Here is a 19,975-nt window from a genome sequence, read left to right as displayed (position 1 = left end):
ATATAGTAATTTTTGTATTATATAAGGAGAGAATGGTTTATGAAGAAAAAGGTAGCAGTACTTTTTGGAGGTCAATCAACAGAACACGAAGTTTCTAGAGTATCAGCAGCATCAGTTTTAAGAAATATAAATCAAAGCAAGTATGATGTTTATCCTATTGGAATTACTAAAGAAGGTAAATGGTTTGAATATACAGGAAGTATAGATAAAATTGAAAATGGACAATGGGAGCAAGATGAATATTATAAAACTCCTGATGGCCATAAGTTTTTATTTAATAAAGAAGTAGATGTAGTATTTCCTGTGCTTCATGGACTTTATGGGGAAGATGGAACTATACAAGGGCTTTGCAAGTTATTAAATCTTCCTTGTGTAGGCCCAGGAGTTATGTCTTCTGCAGTTTGTATGGATAAAATATATACTAAATACCTTCTTGAAAGATTTGGAATAAAACAAGCAGAGTATGTAGTAGTAAATGCCTATGAGTACAAAGAAGATAAAGACAAAGTTATTTCTAATATAGAAAATATTTTAACTTATCCAATTTTTATAAAACCATCTAATAGTGGATCTTCTGTTGGAATAACAAAAGCTCATAATAAAGAAGAACTTGAAAAAGGTATTAAAGAGGCTTTAAAATATGATAGAAAGATATTAGTTGAAAGAGGATTAAATGCTAGAGAAATAGAAGTTGCAGTGCTTGGGAATGATTATCCTAAAGCTGCAGTTCCAGGAGAAATAATTCCAGCTAAAGAATTTTATGATTACGAAGCTAAGTATCAAAATGAAGCTTCAAAACTTTTAATACCAGCTGCTTTAAGTGAAGATAAATTAGAGTATATAAAAGAAACAGCAATAAAAGTTTATAAAATATTAGATTGTGCTGGTATGGCAAGAGTAGATTTTCTTGTAGATAAAGATACCGAAGAAGCTTATTTAAATGAAGTAAATACTATACCTGGATTTACTAAAATAAGTATGTATCCTAAAATGTGGCAGGCATCTGGCAAGCCTTATGAAGAATTAATAGATGATCTTATAGAACTTGCTATAGAGAGAAATAATAACTAATTAACTACTTAATTGGAGGAACACAAATGAGTAAAAGGGCTATTATTACAATAGTAAGCAAGCAAAAAGATTTAGAAGATGACGCTATAGAAGTTGTTACGCCAGGAGAATTTTATATAGAAGATAATTATTACTATGCTGTTTATGATGAAACAGAATTATCAGGAATGGAAGGAACAAAAACTAAAATTAGAATTTCAGAAAATGACTTTTTACTTACAAGAACTGGGACAACAACAGGAGACATGAGATTTATAAAAGGAAATAAAGATAAAACAATTTATAGTACTCCTTATGGTGTTATTGAAATATCAATAAATACTAAAGATTTAATAGTTAATATGAATGATAATGGAGGAGAAGTTATAATAAATTATGATATGATTATAGCAGGACAAAGTCCTCAAAAAACTGAGCTTAAAATAAATATTAAAGCATAAAAAGAATTTATAAAGCTATTGCGAAGTAATTTTTATTTTGCAATAGCTATTTTTTTGTTTCAGGTTTATTTTAGGAATTTTTGACAATAATTTAAATAGGTAGTGGAGGTGTTAATATTGGATACAATTACTAAAAAAGAGGACAAATATATAAAAATAATAGAAACCATATGCGAAATTAAAGGTATAAGCAAAAATGATATTCCTAAAATATTAAAAGACAGAGAATGCAAGTATTTATTATTTTTACTTCTAAAAAAATATAAATGTGCAGATATAGAAATGCTTAATAAGGATTTTCTTATAGAAAGTCAAAAATCAATTAATTACAATTATAAAAAGGCTGAAGAAAAGTTTTTTATAAATAAAGAGTTTAGAGATATGTATTTTGAAATAGATAACATCATCAACAAAAGTATATTATAAAAGATAGATTTATTATAAAATTAAATGTAACAGATAAAAAAATATAAAAAAAGTAACAAAAATGTATAGCATAATAAATAAGATTATGCTATTATATTATAGTATTTTTAAAATCAAAAAAACAGTATACTTAAGGTAATTTCCATTATACCATGCTATTTTATATTTGTCAATTATTTATTATATTTATTATGTATGATTAATTTATGTATGATTAATTTATGATAATGTCCCAATATACCACAATTTCTGTTGATAACTGCACAAAAATAATTAAAAAAGCACTATTGAAACTAGTGCCAATAGTATAAAATTTGGGACATTTTTTAAAATAATTGACATTGTTTTAAAAAATTATTTATTGTAGGGGGTGAAATTCTGCTCTATTTATATTTATATGTTGAGCAGGTTTTTTATGAATAATACAAAGTATATTTTTGTAACAGGTGGAGTTGTATCTTCTTTAGGAAAAGGAATAACAGCAGCTTCTTTAGGAAGACTTTTAAAAAATAGAGGATTTAAAGTTTCTATTCAAAAATTTGATCCATACTTAAATGTAGATCCAGGAACTATGAGCCCTTATCAGCATGGAGAAGTTTTTGTAACAGATGATGGAGCGGAAACAGATTTAGATTTAGGACATTACGAAAGATTTATAGATGAAAATTTAAGTAAAAATAGTAATGTTACCACAGGTAAAATTTATTGGTCGGTAATATCAAAAGAAAGAAAAGGAGATTATCTTGGAGGTACTGTTCAGGTTATTCCTCATATAACTAACGAAATAAAACAAAGGGTATATAGAGTTGCTAAAGAAAAAGATGTAGATGTAGTTATTACTGAAATAGGAGGAACTGTTGGTGATATTGAATCACTTCCATTTTTAGAGGCTATAAGACAAATAAAATATGAAGTTGGTATTGAAAATGTGTGCTTTATTCATGTAACTTTAGTACCTTACTTAGGGAAAGCTGGTGAATTAAAGACAAAGCCAACTCAACATTCTGTAAAAGAATTGAGAAGTATAGGAATTCAACCTGATATTATAGTGTGCAGATCAGAAAAACCTTTATCTGAAGAATTAAAAAACAAAATAGGTTTATTTTGCAATATAGAAGGAAGTTCAGTTATTCAAAATTTAGATGCAGAAAATCTCTATGAAGTACCACTTATGCTTCATAAAGAAGGATTAGATTCTTTAGTTTGCAAAAAACTTAATTTAAATTGTAGTGAAATTAATAATAAACCTTGGATAGACATGGTTGATAAACTTAAAAATTTATCTAAAAATGTAAATATAGCATTAGTTGGTAAATATGTTGAATTGCATGATGCATATATTTCGGTTGTAGAAGCATTAAATCATGGTGGATTAGCTAATGATGCTAATGTAAATATTAAATGGATTGATTCTATAGATATGGAAAATAAAAATCCAGAAGAACTTTTAGCTGATGTGGATGGTATTTTAGTCCCAGGAGGTTTTGGAGATAGAGGAGTAGAAGGAAAAATAAAAGCTATAAAATATGCTCGTGAAAATAACATTCCTTTTTTAGGAATATGTCTTGGTATGCAATGCGCTGTAATTGAGTTTGCTAGAAACGTACTTGGATATGAAAATGCAAACACTTCAGAAATAAATCCAGAAACTAAATATCCTGTAATTGATTTAATGCCAGAACAAAAGGATATAGATGAAAAAGGTGGAACTATGAGGCTTGGGCTTTATGCATGCAAGATTTTAAAAGAAAGTAAGGCTTTTAAAGCTTACAAAGAAGAGCTTATTTATGAAAGACATAGACATAGATATGAATTTAACAATGAATTTAGAAAAGAATTAACTGAGGCGGGACTTATACTTTCAGGAACGAGTCCTGATGAAAGACTTGTTGAAATTATAGAAATAGAAAATCATCCTTGGTTTGTAGGGGTACAGTTTCATCCAGAATTTAAATCAAGACCTAATAGACCTCATGCACTTTTTAGAGATTTTATAAAAGCTTCATTAGATATTAAAAATAAAAAATAAAAATAAATATATGGGTATATTTTTATTTTGTCGAATTAATTTATTAAAATCCTGCAAAAAATGTCATATTTTTTGCAGGATTTTATAAAAAGTTATAGAATTATTAAATTATACAAGAAAGGAAGTATATTTTTTAATTCAGGGGGTGAAAAAGGTGCTACTTACTACAGACATTAGCATTGCCTTAAAAAATCACTACGGCCAGTATGAAATAAAAGAAATATCTTTATTTGAATTAAATAAATTAAAAAACAGTTTTTTAAATTTAGATGTAAGGGTCAATAAAAATAAAGAAGTAAGCTTTAGATTAAAATGTCCATTGTGCGGAGAATATCATTATTATAAATATAATATAAATGAAATTTTAAAACGTGATATGGTCATTGGGGGCTGTGAAATTTTAGGTATGCCATTATTTTTTATTGGTGATTGTAGAAAAGTTAATTGGAGAATAAAAAAATACAATCAAATAAATAAATCCATATATGCCATGATATAAGGGCTGCATAATTGCAGCTTTTTTTGTTTAAAATAAGAATGTATAATTTTGCAAATTATATAGATTTAAATAATAAAATAGTATATAATTTAGAGTATTGGTTTTATACATATCCAAGTATGAGAATAAATATAGCTTAGTAAAATAATAATCATAGTAGATTTAAATATAAGCATTTGATGGAAAAAGAAGATGCAATGTTATAGACATGACAGGTAATATATATTATTTAAATATGGAATATTATTATTTTACTAAGAGGCCGGCATTAATTTTGGATATTTATAATGATTTATTAATATAGGGTTAAAGTTTAAGGTATATAAAAAATATTTGGAGGTGCATTGTTTGCTTGGCAAAGATTTTGATAGCATGACTCTGATTGAAATTAGAGAAATTGCTAAAGAGTTAGGAATAAAAAACATATCTAAATTTAAAAAAGCTGAATTAATAGAACAAATCAAAAAAGTTTCTCCTGTATCAATTGAAAAAGATGGTATTGTATTAAGAGAAAAAATATCTCCCAAAAAAGAAAATTTTAATAATGAAACAATTGAAACTAATGAAATAAATGATAATCAAGAAAAAGAGGAAAACACAGTTAATTTAGATGATGTTAAATCTTATAATAAACATTTAGAAGAAGTAAAACCTTCTGAAGTAAAACCTTCTGAAATAAAACCTTCTTATGAAGAAAAAAGAGAAAAATTAAAAGAAATGATTAATGAATCGGACACTGCAAGAGGAGTATTAGAAGTTATAGAAAATAATTTTGGATTTCTAAGAGGAGAAAACTATTTATCAGGTCCGAATGATATTTACGTTTCCCCATCTCAAATAAGAAGATTTAATTTAAGAACTGGAGATATGGTAGAGGGTAAAGTTAGAATACCTAAAGAAGGTGAAAAGTTTAAAGCACTTTTATATGTTGAAAGTGTAAATGGTGAAAACCCTGAAAGAGCAGTTAATAGAAAGCGTTTTGAAACTTTAACACCTATATATCCAAATGAAAGATTAAAATTAGAAACAAGTCCTTTAGATTTATCTTCAAGACTTATGGATATAATTTCCCCAATAGGAAAAGGTCAAAGAGGAATTATAGTAGCACCACCTAAGGCTGGTAAAACTACACTTCTAAAAAAAGTTGCTAATAGTATCTCGATAAATCACCCAGAAGTAAAACTTATAGTATTATTAATAGATGAAAGACCAGAAGAAGTTACTGATATGCAGCGTTCTATAAAAGGAGAAGTTATATTTTCTACTTTTGATGAAGAACCAGAGCATCATGCAAAAGTAGCTGAAATGGTGCTTGAAAGAGCTAAAAGAATGGTGGAACAAGGGCAAGATGTAGTTATACTTTTAGATAGTTTAACTAGGCTATCTAGAGCGTATAATCTTACAATAACTCCAACTGGTAGAACTTTATCAGGGGGATTAGATCCAGGAGCACTTATTAATCCTAAGAAATTTTTTGGAGCTGCAAGAAATATAGAAGAAGGTGGAAGCCTTACTATTCTTGCTACTGCGCTTATTGAAACAGGAAGTAGAATGGATGATATGATTTTTGAGGAATTTAAAGGTACAGGTAATATGGAAGTACATTTAGATAGAAAACTTCAAGAAAGAAGAATATTTCCTGCGATTGATATTTATAAATCAGGTACTAGAAGAGAAGATTTACTTTTAACTCCAAAAGAGCAGGAAGTGGCTTTTAATATTAGAAAAGTTATGTATAGAGATAATAATATAGACTCAGTAACAGAAAAGCTTATAGCTCTTATGTCAAAAACAAAAGGAAATGAAGAATTTCTTGAGACATTTACAAAACTTGATATATTAAATAAAGACATAGGAAGATAAATATATAAAAATAAATATAGAAATAAAAAATGGGAAAGTTTTATCTTTCCCATTTTTTTTATTCTTCTGTGATGTTGAATTTCTTTCTGAATTTTTCAACTCTTCCGCCAACATCAACTATCTTTTGACGGCCAGTGAAGAATGGGTGGCATTTAGAGCATATTTCCACTTTTAGTTCTTTTTTTACAGAACCAGTTGTAAAAGTATTTCCACATGCACACTTAACCACAGCATCGTGGTTATATTCTGGATGTATGCCTTCTCTCATTTTTTTCACCTCTTTCGATTTTAGAACATGAACTCATATTCTTAACCAGTAAATTATAACATGGTAGATATTATGCGTCAAGATAAGGTGAAAGCTTAAATAGAAAAATAACTTATAAAGTTAAAATATTATCTTTAATAAATTATTAGTGTCTGATAAAATATACTTATGCACTTTATTTACAAAGGAGAAAGAAAGATGAGTAAGCTGTATTTTAGATATGGTGCAATGAATTGTGGTAAATCAACAAATCTTTTACAAGTTGCACATAACTATGAAGAGAGAGGAATGAAAGTAATTATAATAAAGCCTAAAACAGATACTAAAGGTGGAAATAAAATTGTATCAAGACTTGGAGTAACTAGAGAGGCAGATATTCTTATAAACAAAGAACATAATATATGCAATGAAGTTAGAAATTGGATAAATAAAAATGGAAATTTAGATTGTATTCTTGTAGATGAAGTTCAATTTCTAAAGGAAAAGCATATAGATGAACTTTTTGAAATAGCTGTTTTAATGGATATTCCAGTTATATGTTATGGACTTAGAACGGATTTTCAGATGAGAGGCTTTGAAGGAAGTTCAAGACTTCTCCTTTTAGCTCATAGTATTGAAGAATTAAAAAATATATGCCAATGTGGGAAAAAAGCTCTTTTAAATGGTAGAATTATTAATGGAAAATTTGTATTTGAAGGAGAACAAATTGCTATAGATAAAGAAAATAATATTGAATATCAAGCACTTTGCCCTAAATGTTATTTCAAATACAAGGAAGAATATGAAAAAAATAAAAAAGCATAGAAATATAAAGGGGTATTTAAATTATGGATAAAAATGTAACAGTTGGTGGACAGGCAGTCATTGAAGGCGTAATGATGAGGGGAAGAAAGGGAATTGCTACAGCAGTAAGAACTTCTAATGGTGAAATTATTGTAGATAAAGAAGAAACCATTCCGTATACTAAAAAATATAAAATTTTAGGACTTCCTATAATTAGAGGTTTTGTATCTTTTATAGACTCTCTCATAGTTGGTATAAAAACACTAAATTATTCATCTTCATTTTTTGAGGATGATGAGAATGAATCTAAATTTGATAAATGGTTTAAAGAAAAATTTAAAGATAAGGGTAATGATATAATTGCAATTGTATCTCTTATAATGTCATTAGGTTTTACTATTTTATTATTTTTTTTACTTCCGACTTTTGCAGCAAATTTTTTTAAAAAGACTTTGAATATAAATGCTGTATTGCTAAATATAATAGAGGGTATAATAAGAGTTGCTATATTTTTGATATATATATATCTTATTTCCAAAATAGAAGATATAAAAAGAGTATTTGAATATCATGGTGCTGAGCATAAAACTATATTTTGCTATGAAAACGGCAAAGAACTTACCCCTGAAAATGCTAAAAAATTTGGTAGACTTCATCCAAGATGCGGAACAAATTTTTTATTTTTAGTTATGATAGTAAGCATTATTATTTTCTCTTTAACAGGTTGGAGTTCTTTATGGAAGAGAATTTTATATAGGATTATATTACTTCCAGTGGTTTCAGGTGTAACTTATGAAATTATAAAGTGGATGGGTAAGAGTGAAAGTAAATTATCTAAAATTTTATCATATCCAGGACTTATGCTTCAAAAGCTTACAACTAAAGAACCAGATTTAAGTCAAATAGAAGTAGCTATTGAAGCACTTAAAGCTGCAGAGGGTATAGAATAAAAAAATAAAGGAATGAAAATATTGAAAATAAAAGAACTTTTAAATAAAGGATATAAAATTTTAAAAGAAGAAAAAATAGAAAGTTATATTTTAGACTGTCAATTAATTTTAGGTAAGGTTTTAAACTTAGATAGAATGTCTATAATTATTAATGGGAATTTAGAAGTAAGTGAGGATAAAGCTTATGAATATTTTGGACTAATAAAAAAAAGAAAACTTAGAATGCCTATAAAATACATAACAGAAACTGTAGAATTTATGGGAATAGATTTTTATATAAAAGAAGGTGTTTTAATTCCAAGACCTGATACTGAAGTATTAGTAGAAGAAGTTTTAAAAGAAATAAATAAAAGAAAATTAAAAAAAGTATGTGATGTATGCTGTGGTAGTGGTGCTATAGGACTTTCAATAGCTAAACTTTTAGAAAACACAATTGTTGTATGTTCTGATATAGATGATACAGCTTTAGAAGTTACACAAAAGAATATAGATAATCTTTCTCTTAAATCTAGAGCAAGTGTTGTAAAAAGCGATTTATTGAAATTTGCAATAGATGAAAATTTATATTTTGATGTGGTTGTATCTAATCCACCTTACATAAAAAAAGATATAATACCGACTCTTATGGAAGATGTAAAAAAATATGAACCTTATATTGCACTTTGTGGTGGAGAAGATGGATTAGATTTTTATAAAAAAATTACCAAAGAAAGTATTTTGGTTTTAAAAAGTGGAGGAGTTTTAGCTTATGAAATAGGTTATGATCAAGCAGAGGCAGTTTCAGATATACTAAAACAATATAATTATACGGACATTAGAGTTGTTAAAGATTTATCGGGATTAGATAGAGTAGTTATTGGAGTTAAGATTTAAAAAATTCTTCGCAAATTTTATTTACTGTGTTATAATAATAAATTGTGAAAATAATGTATGGAGTGATAATATGATGTTAGAACGTCTTAATTTTATAGAAAATAAATATGAAGAGCTTTCAAGAAAAATAAGTGATCCCTCAATTATGGCAGATCAAAAAGAGTGGCAAAAACTTTGCAAAGAACATTCGGATATTGAAGTGGTTGTAAATAAATATAGAGAATATAAAAAAGTGGTGGAAGATATAGAAGCAAATAAAGAAATGCTTAATGAAGATATTGAAAAAGAGCTTAAAGAAATGGCACAGGAAGAAATAAAAGAATTAACAAGTTTAAAAGAAAATTTAGAAAAAGAGTTAAAAATACTTCTTCTTCCCAAAGATCCTAATGATGAAAAGAATGTATTTATAGAAATAAGAGCTGGAGCTGGAGGAGAAGAAGCAGCTTTATTTGCAGCAAATTTATTTAGAATGTATACAAGGTATGCAGAACGTCATAGATGGAAAGTTGAGCTTATGAGTATAAATGAAACAGATCTTGGCGGAATCAAAGAAGTTGTATTTATGGTTAAAGGACAATCTGCTTATAGTAGATTAAAGTATGAAAGTGGAGTTCATAGAGTACAAAGAGTTCCAGATACAGAATCCAGCGGTAGAATTCATACTTCAACTGCAACAGTAGCTGTACTTCCTGAAGTTGACGAAGTAGATGTAAACATAAATCCAAATGATTTAAGAATAGATGTTTTCAGATCATCAGGTCATGGCGGACAAAGTGTTAATACTACGGATTCTGCTGTAAGAATAACACATATTCCAACAGGTATAGTTGTATCTTGCCAAGATGAAAAATCACAGCTTAAAAATAAGGAAAAGGCAATGAAAGTTTTAGCATCCAGACTTTATGAAATTGCAGAAGCTCAAAGAAATGCAGGAATAGCAGAAGATAGAAAAAATCAAGTAGGTACAGGAGATAGAAGTGAAAGAATAAGAACTTATAACTATCCTCAAGGTAGAGTTACTGACCATAGAATAGGACTTACACTTTATAAACTTGAAGCTTTTATGGATGGAGATATTGAAGAAATGATAGAAGCTCTTATTACTGAGGATCAAGCTAAAAAAATGGAAGCTATGGGGAATAATTAAAAGTTTGTATTTATAAATTATTTTAATATTCTGAGGTGAAGTTAATGAATATAAATAAAGCTATAAGAAAGCAAGAAAAATCTAATAAAAGGTTTCTGCTTACTTTATGCTTTATTTTTTTTGTACTTCCTCTAATATTATTTTTATCAGGTAGATTTAATATATTTTTATTTATTTATTTATTTGTAATAGAATTATTAATACTAATAGCTATAGTAATAAATATAAATAATAATTATTTAAAATATAGTGTTGAAAATTATAAATTAAAAATTAAATTAAAAAAATTTGGAGAAAGTATCAATATATTATGTGATAAAGTAGCCATGGTTTTTGCAGAAGGAAAAAATTCCAATATGGAAATTATAATAATAACTACTTCTAAATTTAGAAATAAAAATATAAAACCTATAGATGAAAATTTACTTAAAAAGTATCCTTATTTGGCTCATAAGTATTATATAATAAAGAAACATCATCCCGAAAATAATTATTTTTATATTATAATTAATAAGGGAGGATATCACAAATATAGACTTTTGGATTTAATATATAAAAATTGCATTACAGCTTATTATAGTGAGGAAGCAATTGAAAGAATAAAAGAATATAGAGTTTCCTAGAAAATAAAATTTTTAGTTCTTCACCTACATTTTAATAAATAAAATATAAGTAAGAGTAATTTATTAAAAAGGGGTAAAAATTGGATAAGGGCAATATAATTTTAATAATTTTGTTAGGCAGTATTGTTTCTCTTATTGGTACTATGATAGGTGCTTCTTTGGGAATAATAGTAAAAAGGCCATCAAAAAAATTTTTAGGAGCTATAATAGGTTTTGCAGGAGGTCTCATGCTTTCTATTGTAGTTTTTGATTTAATTCCTGAAGCCATGTCTAGTTGGAGTTTTATAGGGACTTTGTTCTTTTGTTTTTTGGGAATAATATGCATAGTAATGATGGACACTAAAGTTAACATAAATGAAAGTAAATTTAAACATAATACGCATTTAAAAGTAGCTTTTATGGCTGCTTTAGGACTTATGTTACATAACCTCCCTGAAGGAGTTATAATGGGCTGCGGTTTTGCTAGAGGACAAAGTCTTGGATTAAAAATGAGCTTAATTATAGCAATACATGATATACCAGAAGGTATAGCAGTATCTGCACCACTTATGGCTTCAAATGTAAGAGTTCCTAAAATACTTTTATATGCTTTTTTAACTGCCTTCCCTACAGCTATAGGAACTTGGATAGGGGCATATGTAGGAAGTATTTCTCAAAATATTTTAGGGGCTTGTTTATCTTTTGCATCTGGAATAATGATGTATGTTGTTTGCGGGGAGATGCTGCCAGAATCAAATAAACTTTGGGACGGAATAACCAGCAGCATTGGTATATTAACAGGAATAATGCTTGGTCTTATAATGACAAAAATAATTTAAAATTTTATTAAACTAAGAGGTAATAAAAATGAAAACAAAAGTTGTAATATTAGATGAATGTAATTTAGATAAAGATGCTTTGAAAGAGGCTGGAAAAGTTTTAAGAAATGGAGGACTTGTAGCATTCCCTACTGAGACAGTTTATGGACTTGGAGCTAATGCTTTAGACAAAGAAGCAGTTAAAAAAATATTTATTGCTAAAGGAAGACCTCAAGACAATCCTTTAATTGTTCATGTAGCTGATTTTAATATAGAACATTTAGTTGAAGATATCCCCAAAGTAGCACAAAAGCTTATAAATAAGTTTTGGCCAGGACCTTTAACTATTATATTAAATAAATCGTTTATAATACCTGATGAAACTAGTGCAGGACTTAAAAGTGTAGGGATAAGAATGCCATCAAATATAATAGCAAGAGAACTTATACGTGAAGCAGGAGTACCTGTAGCAGCTCCTTCTGCTAATATATCAGGCAGACCAAGTCCTACTGAAGTTTCACGTTGTATTGAGGATTTAGATGGTAAAGTTGATTTTATATTAGGCGGTGGAAGATGCGATGTAGGATTAGAATCTACTATAGTAGATTGTACTGTAAATCCACCATGTGTATTAAGACCTGGCGGTATTACTTTAAATATGTTAAAAGAAGTAGAACCTTCTATATATTTAGATACTGCAGTCATGGAAAAACCTAAAGGAGATTTTAAGCCAAAAGCTCCAGGTATGAAATATAGACATTATGCACCTAAAGCACCACTTAAAATAATACGAGGAGATTTGAAAAAAACTATTGCAAAAATAAATGAAATAGTGCAAAATAGTATAGATGAAAATAAAAAAGTTGGGATTTTAGCTACTGATGAAAGTAAAAATCTTTATCCAAAGGGAATAGTAATATCTCTTGGAAGCAGAAATGAAATAGAAAATATCGGAAAAAATCTTTTTGAAGCACTTAGAACTTTTGATGATGCCGGTGTAGATATTATATTATCAGAAGCATTTGATGAAAATGAATTAGGCATTGCTATTATGAACAGGTTAAAAAAATCTGCAGGATTTAATATTATAGATGTTTAAAGAGGAGGTTTGAGTTTATGAAAATATTATTTGTATGTACAGGAAATACATGTAGAAGTTGTATGGCTGAGGCTATATTTAATAATCTTTGTACTTTAAATAATGTAACTGCTGCTTCAGCAGGACTTTCAGTTGTTCCTAAAAGCAAAACCTCCCAAAATACCGCTATTTTAATAAAAGAAAATTACAATTTAGATATAAGCAATAGAGAAGCAGTACAATTAACAGAAGAAATATTAAAAGATTCAGATTTGGTTTTAACTATGACTTCATATATAAAAGATATATTACAGAATAATTTTCCAAATATGAAAGATAAAATATATTCACTTAATGAATATGTCGGCGTTAAGGGCGATGTTTTAGATCCTTATGGCGGCAGTATAGCTATTTACAGAAAAACTTTTGAATCTTTAAAAAATAGTATTTTACTTTTAATAGATAAATTAAAAGAAGATAAAGGTGCCTTATAGGCATGTTTATCTTCTTTTTTGTGATAAAAAATTTAAAATTGTCAAACAATACATTGTTAATTTATAATATATAAAAAAGCTTAGTGAGGCATATTGTGATTATCCTGACTTTGCAGAAATTGTTGCTAAAGAAAAGTAGCAAGTAAAAATTATGATTAAGGAGTGATAATTTTGAAAATTGCAGTAGGAAGCGATCATGCAGGTTTTTCGCTTAAAGAAGAAGTAGTAAAACATTTAAAAGAAAAGGGATATAATTTTAAAGACTTTGGAACCTTTAGTGAGGCATCTTGTGATTATCCTGATTTTGCAGAAATTGTTGCTAAAGAAGTAGCAAGTAAAAATTATGATTTAGGTATTTTAATTTGCGGGACAGGAATTGGTATAAGTATAGCAGCTAATAAAGTTCCAGGTATAAGAGCAGCACTTTGCAGTGATACTTTTAGTGCTCATGCCTGCAGAGAACATAATAATGCAAACATTCTTGCTATGGGAGCTAGAGTTGTTGGAACAGGCATAGCTTTAGATATAGTTGATACTTTTTTAAATGCTGAATTTGAAGGAGATAGACATTTAAGAAGAATAAATAAGATTACTGAAATTGAGAAAAAGTACATGAAATAGGAGGAACAAAAAATGAGTAAAGTTACACAAATTGCCCATCCTTTAATACTTCATAAATTAGCTTTTATAAGAAATAAAAATACAGGATCTAAAGATTTTAGAGAACTTGTAGAAGAAGTTGCGATGCTTATGGCTTATGAAGTTACTCGTGACCTTCAACTTGAAGAGGTAGAAATTGAAACACCAATATGTAAAGCAAAGTGTAAAATGCTTGCAGGTAAAAAAATTGCAATAGTACCAATTTTAAGAGCAGGATTAGGAATGGTTGATGGAATACTTAAACTTATCCCTGCTGCTAAGGTTGGACACATTGGACTTTATAGAGATGAAACAACATTAAAACCTGTTGAGTATTTTTGCAAACTTCCACAAGATATAGGAGAAAGAGATGTTATAGTAACTGATCCTATGCTTGCAACAGGTGGTTCTGCAGTAGATGCTATAACATTATTAAAAAACAAAGGAGCAAAGTATATAAGACTTATGTGTTTAATTGCAGCTCCAGAAGGAATAAAAACTGTTATGGATATTCATCCTGATGTAGATATATATGTAGCTTCTATAGATGAAAAATTAAATGAAAATGGATATATAGTTCCAGGACTTGGAGATGCAGGAGATAGACTTTTTGGAACTAAGTAGTATAATATTAAGAGGATATAAACATAATGTTTGTATCCTCTTTGCTTATTCACTAAACATAAAATTAGGATTATAATATAGATATAATATACAATAAAATAAAAATAAAAATCTTCGTAAATTTTAAGTGGAGGATTTATGGAAAGAATTGATAAACATAATTACTATCTTGATATATGCGAAACTATACTTGAACGAGGAACTTGTTTAAGACGTAATTTTGCAAGTTTAATAGTAAAAAATGATGAAATAATATCTACTGGATATACAGGGGCGCCCAGAGGAAGAAAAAATTGTTGTGATTTAGGATATTGCAGAAGGGAAGAGCTTAATATTCCTAGAGGTACTAGGTATGAGCTTTGCAGGTCTGTACATGCTGAACAAAATGCCATAATATCAGCTAGAAGACAAGATATGATAGGGGCATCATTATATTTAGTTGGTAAAGAAAAATCAAATGGTGAGCTTGTAAAAAATGCATCTCCATGTTCTTTATGTAAAAGATTTATTATAAATGCTGGAATAGATAAAGTTATAATAAGAGATACAAAAAATGAATTTAGAATTATATATGTAGAAGAATGGATTAAAAATGATGATTCTTTAATAGGAGACGGTTCTTATTAAAGATAAGGAGGATACAAATGAAAAAAATTAAGGTTATAACAATATTTGGAACAAGACCTGAAGCTATTAAAATGGCTCCTCTTGTGAAAGAACTTGAAAAAAGAAATGAAATAGAATCTTTAGTATGTGTTACTGCACAACATAGACAGATGTTAGATCAAGTTCTTGAATTATTTAATATAAACCCTGATTTTGATTTGAATATAATGAAATCTAAACAAAGTTTAACTGGTATTACTATAAATGTTCTTCAAGGCTTAGAGAAAATATTTGAAAAAGAAAAGCCTGATTTAATACTTGTACATGGAGATACTACTACAACTTTTGCTGGAGCACTTGCTGCTTTTTATAAAAAAATTAAAGTCGGGCATGTTGAAGCAGGACTTAGAACTTTTAATAAATATTTTCCTTTTCCTGAAGAAATGAATAGAAAACTTACAGGATCTATAGCTGATTTACATTTTGCACCTACCTTAACTTCCAAGAAAAATCTTTTAAATGAGGGTGTAAAAGAAAATGATATTTTTGTTACAGGTAATACTATAATAGACGCAATGAATTTTACGGTGTGCAAAGATTATATATTTAACAATGAAATTTTAAATAGTATAGATTTTAAAAATAAAAAAGTAATAATGGTTACAGCCCACAGAAGAGAAAACTGGGGAGAAGGAATTGAAAATATATGCAAAGCTTTAAAAAATATAGTACAAAACAACGAAGATGTAGAAATTGTTTATCTTGTACATCTTAATCCTGTTGTAAAAGATGTGGTTTATAAATGTTTAGGCGAATTAGAAAGAGTACACCTTTTGCCTCCACTTGACACAAAAGAGACACATAATCTTATGAACAAATGTTATATGATTATGACAGATTCGGGAGGTCTTCAAGAGGAAGCCCCTCATTTAGGCAAACCTGTTTTAGTATTAAGGAAAGTAACAGAAAGACCAGAGGCTGTTAAAGCAGGTACTGTAAAACTTGTTGGTACAGATATAGAATGTATTACTAAAGAAGCAAATAATTTAATAAGAAATAAAGAAGAATATCAAAATATGACTAAAGCTATAAATCCGTATGGAGATGGAAAAGCTTCTGAAAGAATAGTAGATGCTATATTATATAGTTTTGGCTACAAAAAAGATAGAGTATCAGAATTTATATAGTTTTACATAAATAAAAAATAAAGGTTAAAAAATATTTATAAATATTTCAAAGAAGGCTAATGCCTTCTTTTTTTTTCACGTTTTTTTGCAAGTTTAATATATTAATAATATATTAAAGAATAAAATATCGTTTTGTTGTCAATAATCTATAAAGAAAATAGGGGGTATAAGTTTTAATACCTATATAAAAAGTTAAAATCAGGAGGAAAAAATGAGAAATAAATTATTTATACTAGTTTTAATTTTAATAATACTTTTTGGGGGGATTAATAAGAATTTATCATTTGCTAAAAAAAATATTAATTTTTTCAATGAAATACTAACTAAAGTAAATGGAAGTGTAGAAGAATATGGTATAAAAACTGTAGTTAATACAAAAGAAGACAGTGAAAATTATTGTAATAAAATTTTAAAATCATTAAATTTAAAAGACGTTATAACTAATATTACTAAAGAAAGTAATATTTATTGTATAGAATTTAGAAATAATAATATTTACGGTTACATAGAAAGCACAAAAGGTGATAGCTATAATACTGTCACATTAAACATTATAAAAAAGGGATCAACAAATGGTATTAATAGTTTAGAAAAGCTTGTCGATAATGCTTTGGGAGAAAATTATAATAAAGCGAAGTATTTTCAATATATAAAAGCTCAAATTCCAAGTAAAGATATTTATAAAACTAATAAAGATATAGAAGTATTATTAAAAGATAATGGGGTAAAAAACATAGACACTGTAAAAATAGAAAATGGTTACACTAGTACTGCTTATACTGGTAAATATCCTGTTATAAAAAATAATGGTAAATATATAGATTTTAATTATGCACTATGCAGTTATACTTCAGGAAACTATATCATTATTGGTACTCCTATAATAATAGAAACTTATTAATGAAATGGGGGATATATATGGAGAAAATAGTAATAAAAGGTGGGAACAAATTAAGCGGAAGTGTAAGTATAAGTTCAGCTAAAAATTCCGTACTACCAATAATAGCAGCAAGTATATTAAGTGAAGATAAATGCATAATAGAAAACGCTCCTATGCTTGAGGATGTATTTGTAATAAGTGATGTATTAAAATCTATAGGTGCATATACAAAAATAGATAAATATAACAATAAAGTATTTATTGATACAAGTAAATTAACCTTTGGAGAGCCTTCAAGTGAATTAGTAAGAAAAATGAGAGCATCGTTTTTAATTATGGGCCCTATGATAGCTAAATTTGGGAAATTTAAAATATCTCTTCCAGGAGGATGTAACATAGGTACTAGACCAATTGATCTTCATTTAAAAGGACTTACAGCTTTAGGAGCAGATGTAAATATAGGACATGGCTATGTTGAGGCTTCTGCCAAAAGGTTGATAGGAAGTAAAATATATTTAGATTTTCCATCAGTTGGAGCAACAGAAAATATAATGATGGCGGCAGTTTTAGCAGATGGAGAAACTATAATAGAAAATGCAGCAGCAGAACCTGAAATAGAGGATTTAGCAAAATTTTTAAATGCTATGGGAGCCGAAATAATTGGAGCTGGAAGTGATACAATAAAAATAACAGGGGTAAAATGCCTTAAAGGTGTTACCTATAAACCAATTTATGATAGAATAGAAGCTGGAACTTATATGGTAGCAGCTGCAATAACAAAAAGTATAATTAAAGTCTGCGGTATAAATGAAGAACACTTAAAGCCTGTTATAGCAAAACTTACAGAAATGGGAGTTTTTTTAGAAATAGATGGTGATAGTATTATTGTTGATGGAAGAAAAGAATTAAAACCTGTAGATATAAAAACTATGCCTTATCCTGGGTTTCCGACAGATATGCAGGCTCAGATGATGAGCTTATTATCTTTAGTTAAAGGAACTAGCATTATAACAGAGACTATTTTTGAAAATAGATTTATGCATGCTCAAGAATTAAAACGAATGGGTGCAAATATAAAAATTGACGGGAGAACAGCTGTTATAGAAGGAGTTGACAAACTCACAGGCTCTGAAATTAAAGCTACAGATTTAAGAGCAGGTGCAGCTTTGATATTAGCAGGACTTGCTGCAGAAGGATATACCGAAATTTTAGATGTATATCATATTGATAGAGGATATGTAAATATAGAAGGTAAGCTTAAAGCTTTAGGAGCTGATATAGAAAGAGTAATTTATTAGATAAAATATTATATGGTAATAATTAATATCCCCCCTTAATAAACTATATTATAGCTGGTTTTATTATAGCTATTAACTAAAGAGGGGGATATTTTTATGCAGAAAGTTATTATCTTTAATCATGTAAAAAAATTATTTATTTCTATATCAATAGTTATAACTTTTATAATAATATTATCTATATCTGTTGTAGGAATAGGAAATAATAATAGTAGTATAGATAAATTAAAAAATTATGAATTAAAAAATGATGATATAATTTTGAAAAATAATAATAAAGAATATAAAGTAAAGGTGTATATAACTAAAGAAAATAAAATAGTTGAGATGGATCTTGAGGAATATGTAAGAGGAGTGGTTTCAGCAGAAATGCCTGCTGAATTTAATATTGAAGCTCTAAAAGCTCAAGCTGTAGCAGCAAGAACTTATGCATTAGCCCATATGGAAGAATTTGGAGGGAGCAGTTGTTCTAATGGTAAAGGGGCAGATTTATGCGATACAGTACATTGTCAAGCATATTTAAGCAAAGAAGAACGATTTAATGGTTGGAAAAAATCTTCGGCAGCTGAGTATTGGAGTAAAATTACAAAAGCAGTTTCAGATACTGTAGGGGAAGTATTAACTTATGATGGAAAGTTAGTTATGAGGCCTTTTTATTTTGCCATAAGTAGTGGCAGAACTGAAAATGCTGTAGATGTATTCTCAGGGGATAGTCCATACCTTAAAAGTGTAGATAGTAGTTTAGATAAAAAACTAAAAAATTATGAAAGTTCTACAGAGTATACATATAGCAAGTTAGCAAATATAATTAACTCAAAATATCCTAATGCTAAAGTTTCAAAAAATAAATTAAAAAATCAAATATCTATATTAGAAAGAACTGAAGGTGGGGGAAGTGTAAAAAAAATTAAAATTGGAGATATTACAATAACTGGTTCGGATTTTAGGAGTATGCTTGATTTAAAATCCTCTAATTTTCAGATAGCATTTAATTCTAAAGTAATAAATATTACTTGTAAAGGTTATGGACATGGAGTCGGTATGAGCCAATGGGGAGCTGATGCTATGGCTGACACTGGAAGTAACTATAAAGAAATATTAACTCACTACTATAAAGGAGTTAATATAAATAAAATAGATGAAATAAAATAATTATTTATGCATAATATATTTTGTAATACCTTTATCATAAGCTTTAGACAAAAATAAATTAATATATTATTATGCATAATATGATTAAACCACAATAAACTCTAAATAAATTTTCATTACACAATGAAGTAGTATGTTTTATTATTGATTTACTTCAAAAATATAGTGATCAATTCTAAGAAAAATAGTTTTTGTGAGATAGTCATAAAATATTTTATAACATATAAAATAAAAAAAGAAGAAATGCA

The 19,975-nt window shown here is 27.9% G+C and carries 22 protein-coding genes; 21 read left to right on the top strand and 1 reads right to left on the bottom strand.

From position 1 onward, the window contains the following. Positions 1 to 39 precede the first annotated feature (39 nt). The 6 genes from B5D11_RS06075 (at position 40) to rho (ending at position 6,328) form a co-directional block, all read left to right on the top strand. Positions 40 to 1,071 carry a D-alanine--D-alanine ligase family protein gene (locus B5D11_RS06075; protein ID WP_078682151.1) on the top strand — a complete coding sequence of 344 codons (1,032 nt, stop codon included), beginning with the start codon at positions 40 to 42 and terminating at the stop codon, positions 1,069 to 1,071. Positions 1,072 to 1,097: 26 nt separating this feature from the next. After that, entirely contained in the window at positions 1,098 to 1,511 is a 414-nt protein-coding gene (locus tag B5D11_RS06070; protein ID WP_078682150.1) for a DUF1934 domain-containing protein, read from the top strand. A 117-nt stretch (positions 1,512 to 1,628) separates the two neighbouring features. Continuing rightward, entirely contained in the window at positions 1,629 to 1,937 is a 309-nt protein-coding gene (locus B5D11_RS06065; protein ID WP_228201997.1) for a ribose-5-phosphate isomerase, read from the top strand. Positions 1,938 to 2,352: 415 nt separating this feature from the next. Beyond that, the gene (locus B5D11_RS06060) at positions 2,353 to 3,966 is read left to right on the top strand and encodes a CTP synthase (RefSeq protein ID WP_078682149.1); all 1,614 of its coding nucleotides are present in this window, start codon (positions 2,353 to 2,355) and stop codon (positions 3,964 to 3,966) included. Positions 3,967 to 4,120: 154 nt separating this feature from the next. Continuing rightward, entirely contained in the window at positions 4,121 to 4,465 is a 345-nt protein-coding gene (locus B5D11_RS06055) for a hypothetical protein (protein ID WP_078682148.1), read from the top strand. 348 nt (positions 4,466 to 4,813) lie between these two features. Then, entirely contained in the window at positions 4,814 to 6,328 is a 1,515-nt protein-coding gene (gene rho / locus B5D11_RS06050) for a transcription termination factor Rho (RefSeq protein ID WP_078682147.1), read from the top strand. A 58-nt stretch (positions 6,329 to 6,386) separates the two neighbouring features. Here the strand turns inward: rho and rpmE are convergent, their stop codons facing one another. After that, complete coding sequence (gene rpmE, locus B5D11_RS06045) at positions 6,387 to 6,596, bottom strand: 50S ribosomal protein L31 (RefSeq protein WP_078682146.1); 210 nt, start codon at positions 6,594 to 6,596, stop codon at positions 6,387 to 6,389. Positions 6,597 to 6,794: 198 nt separating this feature from the next. Between rpmE and B5D11_RS06040 the strand changes: the two genes are divergently transcribed. The 15 genes from B5D11_RS06040 to spoIID all read left to right on the top strand — a co-directional run bounded on the left by B5D11_RS06040 (position 6,795) and on the right by spoIID (position 19,727). Further along, complete coding sequence (locus B5D11_RS06040) at positions 6,795 to 7,400, top strand: thymidine kinase (RefSeq protein WP_078682145.1); 606 nt, start codon at positions 6,795 to 6,797, stop codon at positions 7,398 to 7,400. Between the two features lie 23 nt (positions 7,401 to 7,423). After that, positions 7,424 to 8,329, top strand: a complete 906-nt coding sequence (locus B5D11_RS06035) for a DUF1385 domain-containing protein (RefSeq protein WP_078682144.1) — start codon at positions 7,424 to 7,426, stop codon at positions 8,327 to 8,329. 12 nt (positions 8,330 to 8,341) lie between these two features. After that, on the top strand, positions 8,342 to 9,202 hold the full coding sequence (gene prmC / locus B5D11_RS06030; RefSeq protein WP_347476772.1) for a peptide chain release factor N(5)-glutamine methyltransferase: 861 nt from the start codon (positions 8,342 to 8,344) through the stop codon (positions 9,200 to 9,202). Between the two features lie 70 nt (positions 9,203 to 9,272). After that, on the top strand, positions 9,273 to 10,349 hold the full coding sequence (gene prfA, locus B5D11_RS06025) for a peptide chain release factor 1 (RefSeq protein WP_164850187.1): 1,077 nt from the start codon (positions 9,273 to 9,275) through the stop codon (positions 10,347 to 10,349). Positions 10,350 to 10,393: 44 nt separating this feature from the next. Further along, positions 10,394 to 10,972 carry a hypothetical protein gene (locus tag B5D11_RS06020; protein WP_078682142.1) on the top strand — a complete coding sequence of 193 codons (579 nt, stop codon included), beginning with the start codon at positions 10,394 to 10,396 and terminating at the stop codon, positions 10,970 to 10,972. Between the two features lie 80 nt (positions 10,973 to 11,052). Continuing rightward, positions 11,053 to 11,790, top strand: a complete 738-nt coding sequence (locus B5D11_RS06015) for a ZIP family metal transporter (RefSeq protein ID WP_242942252.1) — start codon at positions 11,053 to 11,055, stop codon at positions 11,788 to 11,790. 28 nt (positions 11,791 to 11,818) lie between these two features. Beyond that, entirely contained in the window at positions 11,819 to 12,868 is a 1,050-nt protein-coding gene (locus B5D11_RS06010; RefSeq protein WP_078682141.1) for an L-threonylcarbamoyladenylate synthase, read from the top strand. 17 nt (positions 12,869 to 12,885) lie between these two features. Further along, positions 12,886 to 13,341 (top strand): low molecular weight protein arginine phosphatase, encoded by a 456-nt coding sequence (locus B5D11_RS06005; protein ID WP_078682140.1) that lies wholly within the window; start codon positions 12,886 to 12,888, stop codon positions 13,339 to 13,341. A gap of 171 nt (positions 13,342 to 13,512) precedes the next feature. Continuing rightward, positions 13,513 to 13,962 carry a ribose 5-phosphate isomerase B gene (gene rpiB, locus B5D11_RS06000; RefSeq protein WP_078682139.1) on the top strand — a complete coding sequence of 150 codons (450 nt, stop codon included), beginning with the start codon at positions 13,513 to 13,515 and terminating at the stop codon, positions 13,960 to 13,962. A 12-nt stretch (positions 13,963 to 13,974) separates the two neighbouring features. Further along, a complete protein-coding gene (upp, locus tag B5D11_RS05995) occupies positions 13,975 to 14,604 on the top strand; it encodes a uracil phosphoribosyltransferase (RefSeq protein ID WP_078682138.1) in 630 nt (209 codons plus the stop codon). Between the two features lie 138 nt (positions 14,605 to 14,742). Continuing rightward, the gene (locus B5D11_RS05990; protein WP_078682137.1) at positions 14,743 to 15,231 is read left to right on the top strand and encodes a deoxycytidylate deaminase; all 489 of its coding nucleotides are present in this window, start codon (positions 14,743 to 14,745) and stop codon (positions 15,229 to 15,231) included. A 17-nt stretch (positions 15,232 to 15,248) separates the two neighbouring features. Then, positions 15,249 to 16,397 carry a non-hydrolyzing UDP-N-acetylglucosamine 2-epimerase gene (gene wecB, locus B5D11_RS05985; protein ID WP_078682136.1) on the top strand — a complete coding sequence of 383 codons (1,149 nt, stop codon included), beginning with the start codon at positions 15,249 to 15,251 and terminating at the stop codon, positions 16,395 to 16,397. A 211-nt stretch (positions 16,398 to 16,608) separates the two neighbouring features. Beyond that, positions 16,609 to 17,298: a YwmB family TATA-box binding protein gene (locus B5D11_RS05980; protein WP_078682135.1), complete on the top strand. Its 690-nt coding sequence runs from the start codon at positions 16,609 to 16,611 to the stop codon at positions 17,296 to 17,298. A gap of 17 nt (positions 17,299 to 17,315) precedes the next feature. Further along, positions 17,316 to 18,575 carry a UDP-N-acetylglucosamine 1-carboxyvinyltransferase gene (gene murA, locus B5D11_RS05975; protein WP_078682134.1) on the top strand — a complete coding sequence of 420 codons (1,260 nt, stop codon included), beginning with the start codon at positions 17,316 to 17,318 and terminating at the stop codon, positions 18,573 to 18,575. Positions 18,576 to 18,671: 96 nt separating this feature from the next. Further along, positions 18,672 to 19,727, top strand: a complete 1,056-nt coding sequence (gene spoIID / locus B5D11_RS05970) for a stage II sporulation protein D (protein WP_078682133.1) — start codon at positions 18,672 to 18,674, stop codon at positions 19,725 to 19,727. Positions 19,728 to 19,975: the final 248 nt, after the last annotated feature.

This window comes from Clostridium sp. USBA 49 (assembly GCF_900167505.1).
Lineage (GTDB): Bacteria > Bacillota > Clostridia > Clostridiales > Clostridiaceae > Clostridium_AT > Clostridium_AT prolinivorans.
Note: the sequence above shows the minus strand (reverse complement) of the source record. Positions and strands in the feature narration are given on the sequence as shown.

Coding starts and splice junctions, on each gene's coding strand:
- B5D11_RS05980 (WP_078682135.1), top strand. CDS start 16,609: ATGAGAAATAAATTATTTATACTAGTTTTAATTTTAATAATACTTTTT.
- B5D11_RS06040 (WP_078682145.1), top strand. CDS start 6,795: ATGAGTAAGCTGTATTTTAGATATGGTGCAATGAATTGTGGTAAATCA.
- wecB (WP_078682136.1), top strand. CDS start 15,249: ATGAAAAAAATTAAGGTTATAACAATATTTGGAACAAGACCTGAAGCT.
- B5D11_RS06035 (WP_078682144.1), top strand. CDS start 7,424: ATGGATAAAAATGTAACAGTTGGTGGACAGGCAGTCATTGAAGGCGTA.
- murA (WP_078682134.1), top strand. CDS start 17,316: ATGGAGAAAATAGTAATAAAAGGTGGGAACAAATTAAGCGGAAGTGTA.
- B5D11_RS06005 (WP_078682140.1), top strand. CDS start 12,886: ATGAAAATATTATTTGTATGTACAGGAAATACATGTAGAAGTTGTATG.
- B5D11_RS05990 (WP_078682137.1), top strand. CDS start 14,743: ATGGAAAGAATTGATAAACATAATTACTATCTTGATATATGCGAAACT.
- B5D11_RS06060 (WP_078682149.1), top strand. CDS start 2,353: ATGAATAATACAAAGTATATTTTTGTAACAGGTGGAGTTGTATCTTCT.
- B5D11_RS06020 (WP_078682142.1), top strand. CDS start 10,394: ATGAATATAAATAAAGCTATAAGAAAGCAAGAAAAATCTAATAAAAGG.
- B5D11_RS06010 (WP_078682141.1), top strand. CDS start 11,819: ATGAAAACAAAAGTTGTAATATTAGATGAATGTAATTTAGATAAAGAT.
- prmC (WP_347476772.1), top strand. CDS start 8,342: ATGAAAATATTGAAAATAAAAGAACTTTTAAATAAAGGATATAAAATT.
- rpmE (WP_078682146.1), bottom strand. CDS start 6,596: ATGAGAGAAGGCATACATCCAGAATATAACCACGATGCTGTGGTTAAG.
- B5D11_RS06070 (WP_078682150.1), top strand. CDS start 1,098: ATGAGTAAAAGGGCTATTATTACAATAGTAAGCAAGCAAAAAGATTTA.
- upp (WP_078682138.1), top strand. CDS start 13,975: ATGAGTAAAGTTACACAAATTGCCCATCCTTTAATACTTCATAAATTA.
- B5D11_RS06075 (WP_078682151.1), top strand. CDS start 40: ATGAAGAAAAAGGTAGCAGTACTTTTTGGAGGTCAATCAACAGAACAC.
- spoIID (WP_078682133.1), top strand. CDS start 18,672: ATGCAGAAAGTTATTATCTTTAATCATGTAAAAAAATTATTTATTTCT.
- prfA (WP_164850187.1), top strand. CDS start 9,273: ATGATGTTAGAACGTCTTAATTTTATAGAAAATAAATATGAAGAGCTT.